The sequence below is a fragment of the Bacillus sp. FSL M8-0266 genome, assembly GCF_038613425.1.
GTDB lineage: Bacteria > Bacillota > Bacilli > Bacillales > Bacillaceae > Bacillus > Bacillus pumilus.
On the sequence record NZ_CP152015.1, the window covers coordinates 3,522,842 to 3,537,959 of the forward strand.

Sequence of the window (15,118 nt, forward strand, 5' to 3'; positions counted from 1 at the left end):
AACTTACTTTTTATGATAAAAGACCTTCGTGTTGTTAGAGCTAACTAATTCCATCGGTGACACAACTGAATCTTTTTTATTATTGTCAATATCATGACCTTGATTTTTCCAAGCCCTCCAAGCTAATTGAGAGCAATAGAATTTTTTTGTAGTTTTCTTGTCAAAGAAGTTCAAATTGTATGGCTTCTTTTTGTCTTAGAAAACCAAGACAATATCACCCTGTAGCATATATCCTATTAGTCTTTTTAGAATATGTCTCTTGAAAGGTTTGGGTTTAACCTTCAATTCCCCGTTCCTTTTCCAACAATGGAACGCTGTTATTGTATTTCTTTCATTGGGCATGTACAAACACTTCCTCTGCGCTTTTAAGGAAAATAGAGGTTTAATCACTGCACAAAATAAAAAGAAGCAGGCTATCCCTTCCTGCTTCTTTTTCGCTCTTCTTTAGCTTTAGTAGTAATATTTCAACAGGTTGATTTCTACCTATACAACCTCATGATTCATCTCTTTTTTCTTGTTTGACATTTCCTATTTTTAATCGACATCTTCTCTATCAATTGTGCAGGCGGCTGAAGAGCTCCCTTATTTATAGCATTGCGCTGTTTCTTGTACTTATCAACCGGAAAATTCAATTTCACATCATACTGATCATCACTTGTAGGAGACGTAGACGTTTTCTCTACTTGTTGAGCAGATCATTGACCTGCTTCTCTTTGTAAATGCCATGTTTTTAGTTTAAGCTTTGTTTCATTTCTGCCACTGATCGAGATTGATTTATTTCCCGGGGAAGGAAAGTAACGAGCAGTCAATACTTTTCGGCCTCCATTTACAAAAATCTCAATTGACGATGCATCGATAAAGATGTGAAGGTCGTGTAATTCATCTATTGCTACTTCTCGAACTTCTTTTGATCGATCTTCAAATCGATCTCGTTCTAGTGTCAGTTTGCCCTCACCTTTATCATAAATGATACGGGCTGCCGCTCGAATACAGCATTCAAACCCTTTTTGTGTATCAATCTGATCAATGAATAACTCTGCGCTCGTAATATCATCTACAGGAATCGATTGAACGGAGCGTTTGATATGGAAAATATGCTCTTGTTCGTTGGTTCTCATCGCCTGAAGCTCAGTGACTGGCTTTTGAATCAGATGTCCGTCATCATCTAAACGCAGCTCTCTCGGAATGGTGAGGCAGTGTATCCATTGATACGAAATCGTTGGGTGATGCTCTTCTCCTTGATCAGGCACTCCCATCCATCCAATTAAAATGCGTCTGCCTGATTCGTCTAGAAAGGTTTGCTGCGCATAGAAGTCAAAGCCTCGGTCCAGCTCCTCAAACGCTCCGTGCGTATATTGATAAGTATGGTCATCCAATCTCCCAACAAAATAGCCTGATTGATGTGTATTATGATATTTTAAGCCATCTGGCTTTAATCCCTGTGGCGACACAATCAATACATCTCGGCCATCTAATTCAAATAGATCTGGACATTCCCACATATAGCCGAAATCCTCTAATCCATTTTTCCCACTGCCTGCAATGATGCCTTGAAACGTCCAATTGTCTAAAGTATCAGAGGTAAACAAGACAAGATTACCTTTCAGGTTCAGGCTTTGTGCACCTAGAACCATGTACCACTTGCCATTTCGCTTCCATACTTTCGGATCACGAAAATGGGCGGTGAATCCTTCTGGCAGCGTCGCCACGACACCTTTTTTCTGAAAATGAATGCCATCCTCTGAAACAGCTAAACATTGATACGTCTCGCGGTTCCCTTGCTCATCGCGAACGTTGCCAGTGTACATCACATACATATGTCCATCGTCAATGACTGCACTGCCAGAATAACAGCCATTTTGATCAAACCAATCACTTGGCGCAAGGGCGGCTTCCTCGTGCTGCCAATTCACTAAATCTGTCGATGTGTAGTGGCCCCAAAATTTTGCGCCGTGTCCCGTTTTGAATGGCTGCCACTGATAAAAAACGTGGTAAATCCCTTTCCACTGAATCAACCCATTCGGGTCATTTAAAAGACCAACTGGCGGCATTAAATGGAAATGCTGGCGATACACATCTTTTTTTACCAAATGCTCATAGTTTCGAATACGTTCTGTTACCTTTTGACGAAGTGCTGCGTCAGTTGTTGTCATGACTGTGACCACTCCTTGATTATTTTTCGACTTCTTTTACTTTGAAGATGATGGTGAGAGTAAATGAAACAGCAACAGCGATTAACATACCAATCACATAATTTACCACATTTTGCACACCGAATGGCGCTGCAATCGCAATCATCGGAATACCCGTTAAACCATAGGCGTTGGCTGCTACCTTTGTGAAGACAACAAATGCCCCGCCTAATGCGCCTCCAATCATCGCGGCGATAAACGGCTTACGATAGCGGAGGTTGACACCGAATATAACAGGCTCGGTAATCCCTAGGAAAGCTGAGAAGGCTGCAGGAAGTGCGATTTCTTTTGTTTTCGCGCGTTTCGCTAAGAAAAAAACCGCCAAGCCTGCTCCGCCTTGCGCTACGTTGGACATCGCCCAAATTGGGAGCAAATAGTTACGCCCAATATCATTCAGCAATCCTGCTTCAATCGCATGGAAGCTATGATGGACCCCTGTGAGCACAATGAGAGAGTAGGCTCCTCCGAAAATGAGCCCTGCTAAGAACCCTGCGTGATCATAAATAAATGTCAGTGCATTCGAAATTCCTGTACCGAGCATTCTTCCAAGCGGTCCAACAGCAATAAACGTCACAAATCCAGTCACAATCACCGTCACAAATGGGGTCACAAGTAAATCAATACTGTTCGGAACCACTTTTCTTAAATTCTTTTCAACAAGACACATGATGTACACAGTCAATAACACTGGAATGACTGTTCCTTGGTAACCAAGAAGAGCAATATCAAAATTGAATAAATGCATATACTCTGGTTTCGCATCCGTCAGTCCCCACGGGTTGAGCAGGTTCGGGTGAATCATAATCCCCCCAATAACGGCTCCTAAATACGGATTTCCACCAAACTCTTTCGCTGCACTGACACCAATTAAAATGGGCAAAATGATAAAGGCTGCACTTGAGAACATATCAAGCATTTGAAAAATCGCGGAGCTTGGGTCAGCCCATTTGAAGGCTTTCATCATACCTAAAAGCCCCATTAATAAACCGCTTGCAACAATGGCTGGAATGATCGGTACAAAAATATTTGATAACGTCTTTGCAAAACGTGCAAGTGGATTCATTTTTTGTTTCACTGCTTCATCATGGCTGACAGGTTTTTCTTTCTCGTCGTCTGTCTCAAGGCCGGTCTCACGAGCAAATGGTTCATATACTTTGTTGACCGCTCCCGTTCCAAAAATGATTTGGAATTGCCCCGAGCTTGAGAAAGCCCCTTTTACCCCTTCAAGTTCCTCAATGGCATCTTTGTCAATTAGTTCCTCATCTTTCATCACCAATCTGAGTCTTGTTGCACAATGCGTGGCACTGATGACATTTTCTTTGCCGCCTAATAGTTCTGTTAATTCTTTGGCTGTTTTTTGATAATCCATGTTGTCTCCTCCTTTTTTAAAGCAAAAAAGACCTAAAATTCACTAACGATAAAAGGACATACACGTCCCCTCGTTACGCAAATTTTAGGTCTTGCCTGCCTGACAGTCACAATCCCACGATATCAAGTTTTGATTACGCTTTCATCATAGTATAAGAGTGTGACCTGCGTCAACCTCTTTTTTCGAATCTATTGACCCATATACACTATTTAGAGTAGTGTGCATAAAAAAAAGCCTGCATGCAGGCACAAACACTAAACCAATTCGGCATCCTGCAGACGCTGGACATGCAGCGTGATGTAGCCGATCTCCGATTCAGGGAGATGAAGTTCATATTCATTTTTCAACAAATCAGCGAGTCCACGTGCACACCGGTAAGCCAAATCATACTTTGTTTGGATAAAACTCAGCATGTCATCGTCCATGATTTGAAATGCCTCATTTGATTCCAACCTGCCTAATGCATACCTCAAATGTGTCACAAGTCGCTGATAGGAAATACTATCCTCATCAATTGAATGCTGAAAATAGCTTTCTATATGCTCGATCATTTCTTTGATCATCGTTGTATATTTCACGGTCTTTTTCATAGACTCCGTATTCATTTTGGCCGTATGAATATGGAGTGCCACATACCCTGCCTCATCGTCCGGCAGTTCAACCCCGAGCCGCTCCTTTACATAACGAATGGCATACTTCCCAATGTCATATTCCTGCTTATATAAGACTTTGATCTCACCAAGCAATTTATTATATAGCACAATGCCCTTTTGAATACGCTCAATGGCAAAGGATAAATGGTCAGTCAGTGATATATGGATATGATCACTAAGCGGCATCATCAGTTCACCCTCCGCATAACTGATGATATGCTCTGCCACCTCAATATGCGCTTCGGGCAATGTCGCAAGAATTTGTTTGAATTTCTCATTTTCTTCACGCACAACAAAGATTTTCTCTATTTTTTGAACGGGAACGACGTCATTTTTCCCCTTCTGAAAAGCAATTCCGGGACCCATCACAATTTTCTCCTGATCACCCTCCTTTACAATCACTGCATTGTTATTCAATATCTTATATATCTTCAAGGGGTATCCTCTCCCACCAGATAACGTTTCTTATGTGGGATTTTACCCTGTTTCATCTCTCATGTAAAGGTAAGAGCGGACCAGCACGCGCCTCTCTCGTCGTCTTCTCATCAAGCATCATCAGACTTTGCTTAAACGGTTTCTCTGACCTGCGCTTCTTGTTCTTTTCTTCTGCCAGCTTCTCTAGCTCTCTCTCTTTCACCACTTGAAAGAAACGTTCATCCACCGCGGCCGCCTGAAAACGTTGCTGCTTCATCATCACACCAGGATTCACAAGCACATTCATCATGAAACCAAACCATACACTCAACCAGTTTTTGAATTTCCTCACTGAACATCCCTCCGCTTTTCTTAGAATCTAGCAGTTCTAGCAAAACAACTGCTCCTATCATATCCCGAGAAAAAAGAGAGATTTGTCACAATCTGGGTGAAAAAACAAACTAGTTTTCAGAAGTTTTGTTGAAAAGTGCAGAAGTTCATCATGTAAGTGGATGTTTGAATAAAAATTTTATACACACTATATCCAAAAGATAAGCACACCTTATCAACAGGGTTTATCCACATATCAACACCCCATTACTAGATTTTGTGTATGAGATTTTTTTGTTTTCCATATATGTACCTAAATAATTGAGTTATCAACAGGAGTTTGTGCATAAGTGAGACTTTATAAACAAAATAGTTCTTTGTGACTATGTAAAATAAGACCATTTTAGTAAAGGAATTGTTTTCAACGTATTGAATACTTAATAACGGGCAGTGAATCTTTCCTATTTATCCACAAAAAGAAAGGCTATCTCCCTAAAACACAGCTAGAAAGGGGAAAATTAATGAAAAAGGTCATCTCTCGTTCTTCTGTTCTATTGTTCTCCACTATTTTTATTTTATCCACATTCTTTACAGGTCAACAGGCTAGTGCCGCTCCATCGAACAAACAGGTGGAACTGGAAAAAGCAGAAATCTTCGGTGAAATCAATGTCAAATCTAGAAAACATACCACTGTCATTGTTGAATTAAAGGAAAAATCCTTAGTTGAAGCAAAGCAAGAAGGCAAAGCTCAAACAAAGGCCTCCCTCAAAAAATCTCGAACAAAAGTAAAAAATGCAGCACTCAAAGAAATTGATAAAGCGAGTGTTCGTCAAGAATATGAAAAAGTCTTCTCTGGTTTCTCTATGAAACTTCCTGCAAACGAAATTCCGAAGTTGCTCGCAGTTGACGGAGTAAAAGCCGTTTATCCGGATGTTACATATCAAACAGATGAAGTGAAAAAAGAAAGCATCCAGCTTCCAAACGAAGATGTCTCCCCCCTTATGGATAAAAGCGCTCCATTTATCGGTGCCCCAAAAGCTTGGGATGCCGGCTACTCTGGAAAAGGGGTAAAAGTCGCTGTCATTGATACTGGAGTAGACTATACCCACCCTGATTTAAAAGGAAACTTCGGTTTATACAAAGGCTATGATTTTGTTGATAACGATTATTCTCCGCAAGAGACACCTAAAGGAGACCCTAGAGGCGAATCAACAGACCATGGCACACACGTCGCAGGAACAATTGCTGCCAATGGACAAATTAAAGGTGTCGCAAAGGATGCCACGCTTCTTGCCTACCGTGTACTTGGGCCAGGCGGGTCTGGGACAACTGAGAACGTCCTTGCAGGCATCGACCGGGCTGTTACTGATGGAGCAGATGTCATGAACCTCTCTCTCGGAAACAGTGTGAATAACCCTGATTATGCCACAAGCATCGCACTCGATTGGGCCATGTCTGAAGGCGTTGTCGCTGTCACATCGAATGGAAACAGTGGTCCGAACAGCTGGACAGTCGGTTCTCCCGGCACGTCAAGAGATGCCATTTCTGTCGGAGCAACTCAGCTTCCGTACAGCCTTTACAATGTAAAATTCCCGAACTATTCTACATCAAAAGTGATGGGTTACTACCAAGAGAGTGATTTAAAAGCACTTGACCAAAAACAAGTCACACTCGTCCATGCAGGTATCGGTGACGAAAAAGCATTTGAAGACATCGACGTGAAAGGAAAGGTTGCCGTGATCGAACGAGGAGCCATTGCCTTTGTTGATAAAGTCGACAATGCAAAAGCTGCTGGTGCAATCGGCGTTGTGATGTATAACAACACCGATGGAGAAATTCCAGTCGATGTACCGGGACTTGCTCTTCCAACGATTAAGCTTTCAAAAGCTGAAGGAGCGGCGCTTGTCAAAGCCATTGAGGCTGGAAACAATACAACAACTTTCTCCATTCAATTTGTCAAAGAACTTAGTGAGCAAGTCGCTGACTTCTCCTCTCGCGGACCAGTTGTGGATACGTGGATGATTAAGCCTGATTTATCAGCGCCAGGCGTCAGCATTGTGAGTACAATCCCAACGCATGATGCTTCTCAGCCTTACGGATATGGCTCAAAGCAAGGGACAAGCATGGCTTCACCTCATGTGGCTGGGGTTGCAGCGATCATGAAGCAAGCAAAACCATCGTACTCAACAGAACAAATCAAAGCATTGCTGATGAATACAGCAGAAAAACTATTTGACGCAAACGGCAGTCCATTCCCTCACAACACACAAGGGACAGGCAGTGTTCGCATCATCGAATCACTCCAAGCGTCATCTATCGTTTCTGATGCGAGTTATTCTTACGGCACTTTCTTGAAAGAAAAAGGCGTTCAAATCAAAACGAAGAAATTCAAGGTAGAAAACCTTTCAAAAGCACCGAAAACGTATACCATTGATTACAAATTCGATGGCAGCGGCATCAGCACAAATGGAACGAAAAAAATCACTGTCAAAGGGAATTCCACTGGGTCCTTTACTTCCGCGGTACAAGTGAAATACGGTAAAACGAAAAAAGGAACGTACCAAGGCAGCATTACCCTTCGCGAAAATGGCAGAAAGGTCACAGAGATTCCGACTTTATTGATTGTAAAAGAGCCTGATTATCCTCGCGTCACTTCGGTTTCTGTAGAGCCGGATAACCGTGCTGGAAGCTATGTCATTAGCAGCTATCTTCCTGGCGGAGCTGAAAACCTTGCATTCCTCGTCTACTCGACAGATGGAGAATATTTAGGTGAAGCAGGTGTTTATCAACATGTTGATAAAGGAGAATACCGCGTAAAATGGAATGGCACGATCAATCAAGGTCAAAAGCTCGAACCTGGTGAGTATACAATGCTTGCGTATGCCAGTTTGAAAGGGAAATCCGACACTGTTCAAACGAAGGAACCTTTCGAAATTCACCCTGAATAAACGTGAATCACAAGAAAAGCCTTGCATGAGCGGATATGCTCATCAAGGCTTTTCGATCATATATGGAGGAAAGAGAGACTGATGTTGATATTGCTATGGATCGTTTCTTTTTTTACTGCTTTTTTTCTAACGATCACCTTGGTGTATTTTCTCACCCTTTTCCACGCGAAACATCCTCGTCCTTTTCATCAAGCATGCGAGCTAACGGTCTATGTGTCCTTCATTTACCCGCTTAGTTTGCTGGTGACAGCCGCGTTTATTTTCATCATGATGCTCCTCTTCCCTCTCTACTGGCTGCGTGGACGGTAAACAGACATACATACGTTATGCATCAAAGGCTTCTTTTAATAAACGATACGATGTGAGCCGGTCTTGCATGCGGTGAGTGATGGTCACGGCGATCACTTCATTTGTACGATAAGCCTTCGTTAGTGCCGTCAACTGCTTTTTCACAGAAGATGGCGTCCCAACCACCATCCTTTGACGATTGGCAGCCACTCGTTTTTGTTCATATGGACTATAGGAATAAGCCTGTGCCTTTTCATATGAAGGAAAGCCCCCAAGGTTTTGCCCCTGTTCATTGGCGAGTAAGGATAAATCTAAGCTGACTGCCAGTTTTTCTGCCTGTTCCTCTGTTTCAGCACATAAAACGAAGACCGCCAGACTGACGCGCGGCTCATCACCGAATGCTGAAGGTTCAAACCGGTTGATATATTGCTCTACAGAATCTTCTCCGCCTTCGCCATTGATAAATAGAGCAAACGTATAGCCTGCACCTGCTTTCGCCGCAAGTCTTGCACTTCCTCCAGAGGAACCAAGCATCCATACCTCTGGTGCAGTCTCTACCTTCGGAGAAGCGGTTAAATGGGGCAGCGGGTAAAATTCATCCGCTAGGTCGTGTAAATAGACCTTCAACTCTTCTACCTGCTCAGGATATTGATCACCTAGACGTTTTCGTTCACCATGATGAAGAGCTATGGAGGAAATGGGCATACCACCAGGAGCACGTCCAATTCCAAGATCGATTCTGCCAGGAGCGAGTGCTTCAAGAACCCTGAAGTTCTCTGCTACTTTATAGGCGCTGTAGTGGGGCAGCATCACACCGCCTGAGCCAATACGTATATGTGACGTAACGGCTGATAAATGACCGAGAAGCACCTCTGGACTTGATCCTGCAAGCCGGTTTGAAAAGTGATGCTCTGATACCCAAAAACGGTGATAGCCCCAATTCTCTGCCTGCTTTGCCAATTCAACCGTTTGCATCAAGGCTTCAGCAGGTGTTGCATCTCCAATTAAAGGAGATTGATCCAGTATACTTAATTTCATCTTACTGCACCTCTTACAGAAATCCCCCTCTCTCCATTGAAAGGGGGATGTCTTATTTATTTTCGATTAAAGCCCTTCTCTTTCACAAATTCTCCAAGGAAGGCACGCTTTGGCTGACTAAAGCCGCGAAGCATCTGCTTAGACCAAGTATCTGTTCTCTCTCCGTTTGTTCGTTCTTCATAATAAGATGAAATACGGTCATCGTATTCTTTTATATAACGATCCACATGTGCTTCATCTTGCTGATATGAATTTTCATGATAAATGAGTTCAACTGGCAGTCGTTCCTTTTGTGACGATTGACTCGCTGGATGTCCGACAACCAGACCAAATAATGGCAGCACATATGATGGCGTTTCAAGCAAATTAGAGACTTCTCTCAGTTGATTGCGCAGGCCGCCAATATAGCAGATCCCAAGTCCCATTGATTCTGCAGCTATACTCATATTTTGCGCAGCGAGCGCCGTATCAATGACGCTAATGAGAAAGGCTTCCGTATTCTCAAGCGCCTCCTGATGATTCTTCCCTGCTTTTTTTGCAATATCATCATGGCGTTTCAAGTCTGCACAGAAGACAAAGAAATGCCCATTCTTCTCAACGTATGGCTGATTCCCAGCCAGTTCAGCAAGCTTGGCCTTCTTCTCTTGATCTGTCACACCAATAATACTGTACGCCTGTACATAGCTTGATGTCGAAGCAGCCTGTGCACTTTTAATGAGTGTCAGCACCTCTTCTTCGGACAAACGCTCGTCTGTAAACGAACGGATGGACCGATGATTTAATATCGTTTCTATCGTTTTGTTCAATTCGAAGACCTCCTTCACTTCTACTATCATAAGACAAAAACATATGGCTTTTCAAAAATTAAAATTCGAATAAAAAAAGACAGTCTATGCTTAGACTGCCCTTACCCGTTTTATTTAAATAAATAACTTTGGTATTTCGTTAATTGAACACTTGCATTATAAGCAATCCCGAATCCAATGAGAACAGATAAAACAGAGCTTCCTCCGAAGCTGATAAATAGGAGCGGAATCCCTGTTACAGGCATTACGCCTATGTTCATTCCAATGTTCTGGAACGTATGGATCACAATAAGTGCTGTATATCCTACACAAAAGAATGACGCAAATCGGCTATAAGGATGGATACGATCAATCAGCACGACAAGCCGGTAGATCAAGAAGAAGAACATGATCACAACAAACGCACAGCCAATAAAACCAAAGGCTTCTCCTATAATGGAGAAAATCATATCTGTTTGTGCTTCTGGGACATAGACCTTTAAGTTTTTAACCCCATTCCCAAAAATCTGTCCAGCACCAATAGCCATAATGGCCTGGTCTACTTGGTATTTATCAGACCCAGACGCATCCTGAGTCTGCGCTTGGTTGGCTGACGTAGAACTATCAGGCAGCCAAGCGGTAATCCGGTTAATCTGATACTGCTGAATGCCGATTGTTTTTGCAACATCAGGGAAAAGTATGATCACGGCTAACACAGCGGCAACTAAAAGCACAACCACAGAACCGATGAGAGAAATCAGCTTCCAATTGACCCCTGATAAAAACACCATCACAACGACAATAAACATACAGACAGCTGCCGTACCTGCATCCTGTAAGAAAATCAGTCCAACTGGAACAGCTGCTACACCGGCAATTTTTAATAATAGAATAATATCATCTTCTAATGTCCTTTTTCCCCTAGGTGTAGACTTTCCAATGACAGACGCGAGCATCATAATCAAACCAATTTTCATGAACTCTGAAGGCTGAAGTGTTCCAACCCCTGGAATTATAAACCAACTTTTGGCTCCGTTTTTTATAGGGGCAAAGTCTTTACCCCCTATCTGAGCGGGGCTCAATTTTAAAATAATTAGAAGAAGTATCCCACCTAGAAAGATGTATATACTCAACTTTTCAAGCTGTTCAAGGTCTAAATAATTAATGGCTACAATGCAAATTGCTCCAATGAGATAATAAATGATTTGCCTTGTCCATGCACCACTACCATATTGTTCAAACTGACCCGCAGCATATATAGAAATGACACTGATGGCAAAGAAGGCTAAAAATATAAAAATTAAATCCCCTTGATAGTACGGAGATGTATTCTGCTTGTTCATGAACTAACCACCCTTATTACAAAACATAAAAGCCCTTATTTATATTAGATTGAATTTTTCACAAAAGCAACTCACCTTAAATATGACGGAAGATACATCCGAAAGGTTCCAACCATTTTTCAAAAAATGAAATACTTTTCATCCTAACAATAGGAAAAAATCCCTCTATACTCTTACCATTCAACCGATCATGAGTCCTTTAAAAAGATTATTTTACAGATATTAAGGGGAAAATTCAATGACCTATGTGGCGATATGACAAGCAATTATTAAGCCAGCATAAGCTGTACGGAGTGAAAAGGAAAAAGCCACTTTCTACGGAATAAGGCCCATTTTCCAATTATTGAGTTTACTTCAAAGTCAATTGTGGTATAATACTTGTAACAAAATGTTCACAATATCTCCTAAAAACAGACACAATTGCATCCTGACCTCTCATTTGAATTGAACATCAACTTACAAAGGAGTTGGATACGATGGATATGTTCTTTGCGTACCTATGTATTGCAACGGCTACACCCCTGTTTTTATGGCTTGAAAACAGAAAAATTGCACTAGCTTCTATTCCACCCATTATGATTATGTGGATTTTCTTCGGTCTTTACATGACAAGCAGTTTATCTCCAGCAGGACATACCTTCATGATCGCATTCTTTGCCATTAATGTCATTTTGGCACACATTGCAGCGTTCCTCATTTATGGACTTCCATTCATTCGCAAAAGATTCAGCAGCACCAGATAAATAACACAACATCATGATAAAAACCACTCACCTTTGAGAGATGAGTGGTTTTTTATTATTTCTCTGAATGCTCAGATTGCTTTGGTGCAGAAGGTGAATAACCGTCTTTGCTGTTCTCTCCGTGGCTGTAGTGAGCCGCAAAGATCCAAACAGATCCGATAACGAAGATAATCGCACAAAACAGACCAAACAATGTATTTCCGACTTGAACAGTTCCGTTCTCGCTTTCTGTCATGTGCATAAACATGAATAGCTGTAAGAACGCTTGAATGAAGGCAAAACCAAAGATAATCCATAGTTTTGCAGAACTGCCAATTTCAGCTCCAATGGCAATCCAGAATGCTAAGATGGTTAGCACGATGGATAGGATGAAGCCAACTACGTGTTTCCAAGGGAAGTGTTCGTGCTCTGCTGAGGAATGTGTTTTTCCAGCCATATCACAAAAGCCCCCCTAATCCGATCAAGTAAACAGCTGTGAAGATGAAAATCCATACAACATCAAGGAAATGCCAGTATAGACTTGAGATAAAAATCTTCGATGCTGTTTGTGGAGTTAATCCACGTTTTTTAATTTGGAACAAGACCCCGGTAATCCAGAAGATACCGATGGATACGTGTAATCCGTGAGTTCCTAAGAGTACAAAGAATGCAGACCAATACGCACTTGTATGAATGCTCGCACCCTCATGTACATAATGGAAGAACTCGTAAATCTCAAACCCAACGAAGCCTGCACCTAGAAGCAGTGTGAGGATCGTCCAAATGACAACCCCTTTTGTACTTCCACGGCGCATTTCATGAACGGCAATCCCGCATGTAAATGAACTAACCAATAGCAGGAATGTCATGATCAATACAAGCTTCATATCAAACAGCTCAGCTGGTAAAACGCCGCCAGCTGTTCTGCCATGAAGAACAAAGTAGGTCGCAAAAAGTGTTGAGAATAACACGATTTCCGCGCCAAGGAATATCCAGAAACCAAGGATGTTTAAACGTCCCGTTTCAGACTGATATTCAAGCGGTGCATTTGCATAGCTGCTATCATTATGTCCCATTACTTCTGCGCCTCCTTATTCTTTTTCTCTGTTTCAATCACTTCTTCAACAGGAATATAGTAGCCATCGTCATATTCAAATGAGCGTAAAATCATTGTTGCGAATACACCGATTAAACCAATAACGCCAATCCAGTACCATTCAAATACAAGGCCGAATGCACCAAGTCCGAAGAATGCAGACATGATAAGTGGTCTGCCTGAATTGTGCGGCATGTGAATTTTCTTGAATTCTTTTTCAGGATGAACGTCTACATTGTTTTGCTTCCAATGATGGAATGCATCTGGTGTTGTCACTTCTGGAAGTGCTGCAAAGTTATAATGCGGCGGAATTGCAGAAGATGTCGCCCAGTCAAGAGTACGTCCCTCTCCCCAGCTGTCGCCAGACACTTCACGTTTCGCGTGTCTCCAGCTGTAGTAAATGTTGTAGCACAGGATGATGAATCCGACACCCATCATAAATGCACCAATTGTTGAAATAAAGTTTAGTGCAGTCCAGCCATCTTCTGGTCCATACGTATAAATACGTCTTGGCATTCCTTGCAGTCCTAAGAAGTACTGCGGGAAGAAACAGATGTTAAATCCGATCATGAATACCCAGAAGAACCATTTGCCGATTCTTTCGTTTAACTTGTAACCAAACATTTTTGGATACCAGAAAACAAGACCAGCAAAACATGCAAATACAGTACCTGCGATTAATACATAGTGGAAGTGGGATACAAGGAAGTACGTGTTATGGTACTGGTAATCCGCAGCTGCCATCGCAAGCATAACCCCAGTGACACCACCGATAACGAAGTTCGGGATGAAACCAAGTGCCCAAAGCATTGGTGAAGTAAAGCTGATACGGCCTCGATACATCGTAAAGAGCCAGTTAAAGATTTTCACACCTGTTGGTACAGAAATTGCCATTGTTGTAATCGAGAAGAATGAGTTAACCGCTGCACTGTTCCCCATTGTAAAGAAGTGGTGAACCCACACAAGGAAACTAAGAACAGAGATTGCCACAATCGATACAACCATCGCTTTGTAACCAAACAACTGTTTTCTTGAGAACGTCGCAAAGATTTCTGAGAAAATACCGAAAGCCGGCAGGATCACGATATATACCTCAGGATGTCCCCAAATCCAGAAAAGGTTCGCCCAAAGCATTGGCATACCGCCTGCTTCGAGTGTAAAGAATGCAGAACCGAATAAACGATCAAATGTCATAAGTGCTAAAGCAACTGTTAGTACAGGGAATGCGAATACGATGATGACAGACGTGATCAACGTTGTCCATGTAAACATTGGCATACGCATAAGCGTCATACCTTTTGTACGCATTTTTAAAATGGTCACCATGAAGTTAATACCAGTCATAAGTGTACCAATACCTGCAATTTGGAGCCCGAGCAAGTAATAGTTCTGTCCAGGTCCTGGTGAGAAATCATTTCCGGCGAGCGGCATGTAACTCGTCCAGCCTGCACTTGGTGATCCTCCAATGACGAAGGAAATGTTGAACAGCATCGCTCCGACCATAAATGTCCAGAAGCTCAGGTTGTTCAAATAAGGGAATGCAACGTCACGTGCACCAATTTGAAGAGGTACAACGACGTTGATTAAACCAATTAAAAATGGCATCGCCATGAATAGAATCATGATCGTACCATGCGTTGTGAAAATTTCATTATAGTGGTTGGAATCTAAAAACGTATTATTAGGAAGCGCCAGCTGTGCGCGCATCATCAGTCCGTCTACCCCACCGCGGAAGAACATAATCACAGCAGCAAGGATATACATGATCCCAAGCTTTTTATGATCAACTGATGTTAGCCATTCTTTCCAGAGCCATTTCCACTTTTTAAAGTAGGTTAAAACAAACACGATAGCAATGGAAGTAAGAGCGATAGATATTTGCGCACCAAGAATTAATGGGTCTCCAGTTACAAAAAACTCATCCCATTTCAAATGCATAA

At 42.1% G+C, this 15,118-nt stretch carries 12 protein-coding genes and 1 pseudogene; 2 read left to right on the forward strand and 11 right to left on the reverse strand.

Annotated features, from left to right (window positions below; genetic code table 11):
• Positions 1 to 3: 3 nt before the first annotated feature.
• From MKY83_RS18200 to MKY83_RS18220, 5 genes and pseudogenes are all read right to left on the reverse strand, one after another.
• Positions 4 to 195: pseudogene (locus tag MKY83_RS18200) on the reverse strand (septation ring formation regulator EzrA); the annotation flags it as partial.
• A 500-nt stretch (positions 196 to 695) separates the two neighbouring features.
• Positions 696 to 2,153: a sucrose-6-phosphate hydrolase gene (locus tag MKY83_RS18205; protein WP_185108027.1), complete on the reverse strand. Its 1,458-nt coding sequence runs from the start codon at positions 2,151 to 2,153 to the stop codon at positions 696 to 698.
• Positions 2,154 to 2,172: 19 nt separating this feature from the next.
• Positions 2,173 to 3,561 (reverse strand): sucrose-specific PTS transporter subunit IIBC, encoded by a 1,389-nt coding sequence (locus MKY83_RS18210; RefSeq protein WP_106066984.1) that lies wholly within the window; start codon positions 3,559 to 3,561, stop codon positions 2,173 to 2,175.
• 254 nt (positions 3,562 to 3,815) lie between these two features.
• Entirely contained in the window at positions 3,816 to 4,649 is an 834-nt protein-coding gene (locus tag MKY83_RS18215; RefSeq protein WP_185108036.1) for a PRD domain-containing protein, read from the reverse strand.
• A gap of 52 nt (positions 4,650 to 4,701) precedes the next feature.
• Positions 4,702 to 4,980 (reverse strand): hypothetical protein, encoded by a 279-nt coding sequence (locus MKY83_RS18220; protein ID WP_044140240.1) that lies wholly within the window; start codon positions 4,978 to 4,980, stop codon positions 4,702 to 4,704.
• Between the two features lie 499 nt (positions 4,981 to 5,479).
• Between MKY83_RS18220 and MKY83_RS18225 the strand changes: the two genes are divergently transcribed.
• The gene (locus tag MKY83_RS18225) at positions 5,480 to 7,906 is read left to right on the forward strand and encodes a S8 family serine peptidase (RefSeq protein WP_185108038.1); all 2,427 of its coding nucleotides are present in this window, start codon (positions 5,480 to 5,482) and stop codon (positions 7,904 to 7,906) included.
• 324 nt (positions 7,907 to 8,230) lie between these two features.
• On the opposite strand, the gene MKY83_RS18230 is transcribed toward MKY83_RS18225, so the two are convergent.
• The 3 genes from MKY83_RS18230 to MKY83_RS18240 all read right to left on the reverse strand — a co-directional run bounded on the left by MKY83_RS18230 (position 8,231) and on the right by MKY83_RS18240 (position 11,360).
• The gene (locus MKY83_RS18230; RefSeq protein WP_106066026.1) at positions 8,231 to 9,232 is read right to left on the reverse strand and encodes an LLM class flavin-dependent oxidoreductase; all 1,002 of its coding nucleotides are present in this window, start codon (positions 9,230 to 9,232) and stop codon (positions 8,231 to 8,233) included.
• A gap of 56 nt (positions 9,233 to 9,288) precedes the next feature.
• A complete protein-coding gene (nfsA, locus tag MKY83_RS18235; protein ID WP_065097787.1) occupies positions 9,289 to 10,038 on the reverse strand; it encodes an oxygen-insensitive NADPH nitroreductase in 750 nt (249 codons plus the stop codon).
• A gap of 110 nt (positions 10,039 to 10,148) precedes the next feature.
• The gene (locus tag MKY83_RS18240) at positions 10,149 to 11,360 is read right to left on the reverse strand and encodes an FtsW/RodA/SpoVE family cell cycle protein (protein ID WP_185108040.1); all 1,212 of its coding nucleotides are present in this window, start codon (positions 11,358 to 11,360) and stop codon (positions 10,149 to 10,151) included.
• 476 nt (positions 11,361 to 11,836) lie between these two features.
• Here MKY83_RS18240 and MKY83_RS18245 point away from each other — a divergent pair, with 476 nt between their 5' ends.
• Complete coding sequence (locus MKY83_RS18245) at positions 11,837 to 12,103, forward strand: spore morphogenesis/germination protein YwcE (RefSeq protein WP_003215279.1); 267 nt, start codon at positions 11,837 to 11,839, stop codon at positions 12,101 to 12,103.
• A gap of 55 nt (positions 12,104 to 12,158) precedes the next feature.
• Here the strand turns inward: MKY83_RS18245 and qoxD are convergent, their stop codons facing one another.
• Genes qoxD through qoxB form a run of 3 tightly spaced genes read right to left on the reverse strand, consistent with a single transcriptional unit; the run spans position 12,159 to position 15,116 of the window.
• A complete protein-coding gene (gene qoxD / locus MKY83_RS18250; RefSeq protein WP_007497818.1) occupies positions 12,159 to 12,539 on the reverse strand; it encodes a cytochrome aa3 quinol oxidase subunit IV in 381 nt (126 codons plus the stop codon).
• Between the two features lies 1 nt (position 12,540).
• Positions 12,541 to 13,158, reverse strand: coding sequence for a cytochrome aa3 quinol oxidase subunit III (gene qoxC / locus MKY83_RS18255; RefSeq protein ID WP_034321973.1), 618 nt, complete (start codon positions 13,156 to 13,158; stop codon positions 12,541 to 12,543).
• Entirely contained in the window at positions 13,158 to 15,116 is a 1,959-nt protein-coding gene (gene qoxB, locus MKY83_RS18260; RefSeq protein WP_003215069.1) for a cytochrome aa3 quinol oxidase subunit I, read from the reverse strand. The genes qoxC and qoxB overlap by 1 nt, the downstream gene beginning before the upstream one ends.
• Between the last annotated feature and the right edge of the window lie 2 nt (positions 15,117 to 15,118).

What these genes read in the sequence shown, in the direction of transcription:
- MKY83_RS18205 (WP_185108027.1), bottom strand. Translation starts at nt 2,153, where the DNA reads ATGACAACAACTGACGCAGCACTTCGTCAAAAGGTAACAGAACGTATT.
- MKY83_RS18210 (WP_106066984.1), bottom strand. Translation starts at nt 3,561, where the DNA reads ATGGATTATCAAAAAACAGCCAAAGAATTAACAGAACTATTAGGCGGC.
- MKY83_RS18225 (WP_185108038.1), top strand. Translation starts at nt 5,480, where the DNA reads ATGAAAAAGGTCATCTCTCGTTCTTCTGTTCTATTGTTCTCCACTATT.
- MKY83_RS18230 (WP_106066026.1), bottom strand. Translation starts at nt 9,232, where the DNA reads ATGAAATTAAGTATACTGGATCAATCTCCTTTAATTGGAGATGCAACA.
- MKY83_RS18240 (WP_185108040.1), bottom strand. Translation starts at nt 11,360, where the DNA reads ATGAACAAGCAGAATACATCTCCGTACTATCAAGGGGATTTAATTTTT.
- MKY83_RS18245 (WP_003215279.1), top strand. Translation starts at nt 11,837, where the DNA reads ATGGATATGTTCTTTGCGTACCTATGTATTGCAACGGCTACACCCCTG.
- qoxD (WP_007497818.1), bottom strand. Translation starts at nt 12,539, where the DNA reads ATGGCTGGAAAAACACATTCCTCAGCAGAGCACGAACACTTCCCTTGG.
- qoxC (WP_034321973.1), bottom strand. Translation starts at nt 13,158, where the DNA reads ATGGGACATAATGATAGCAGCTATGCAAATGCACCGCTTGAATATCAG.
- qoxB (WP_003215069.1), bottom strand. Translation starts at nt 15,116, where the DNA reads ATGCATTTGAAATGGGATGAGTTTTTTGTAACTGGAGACCCATTAATT.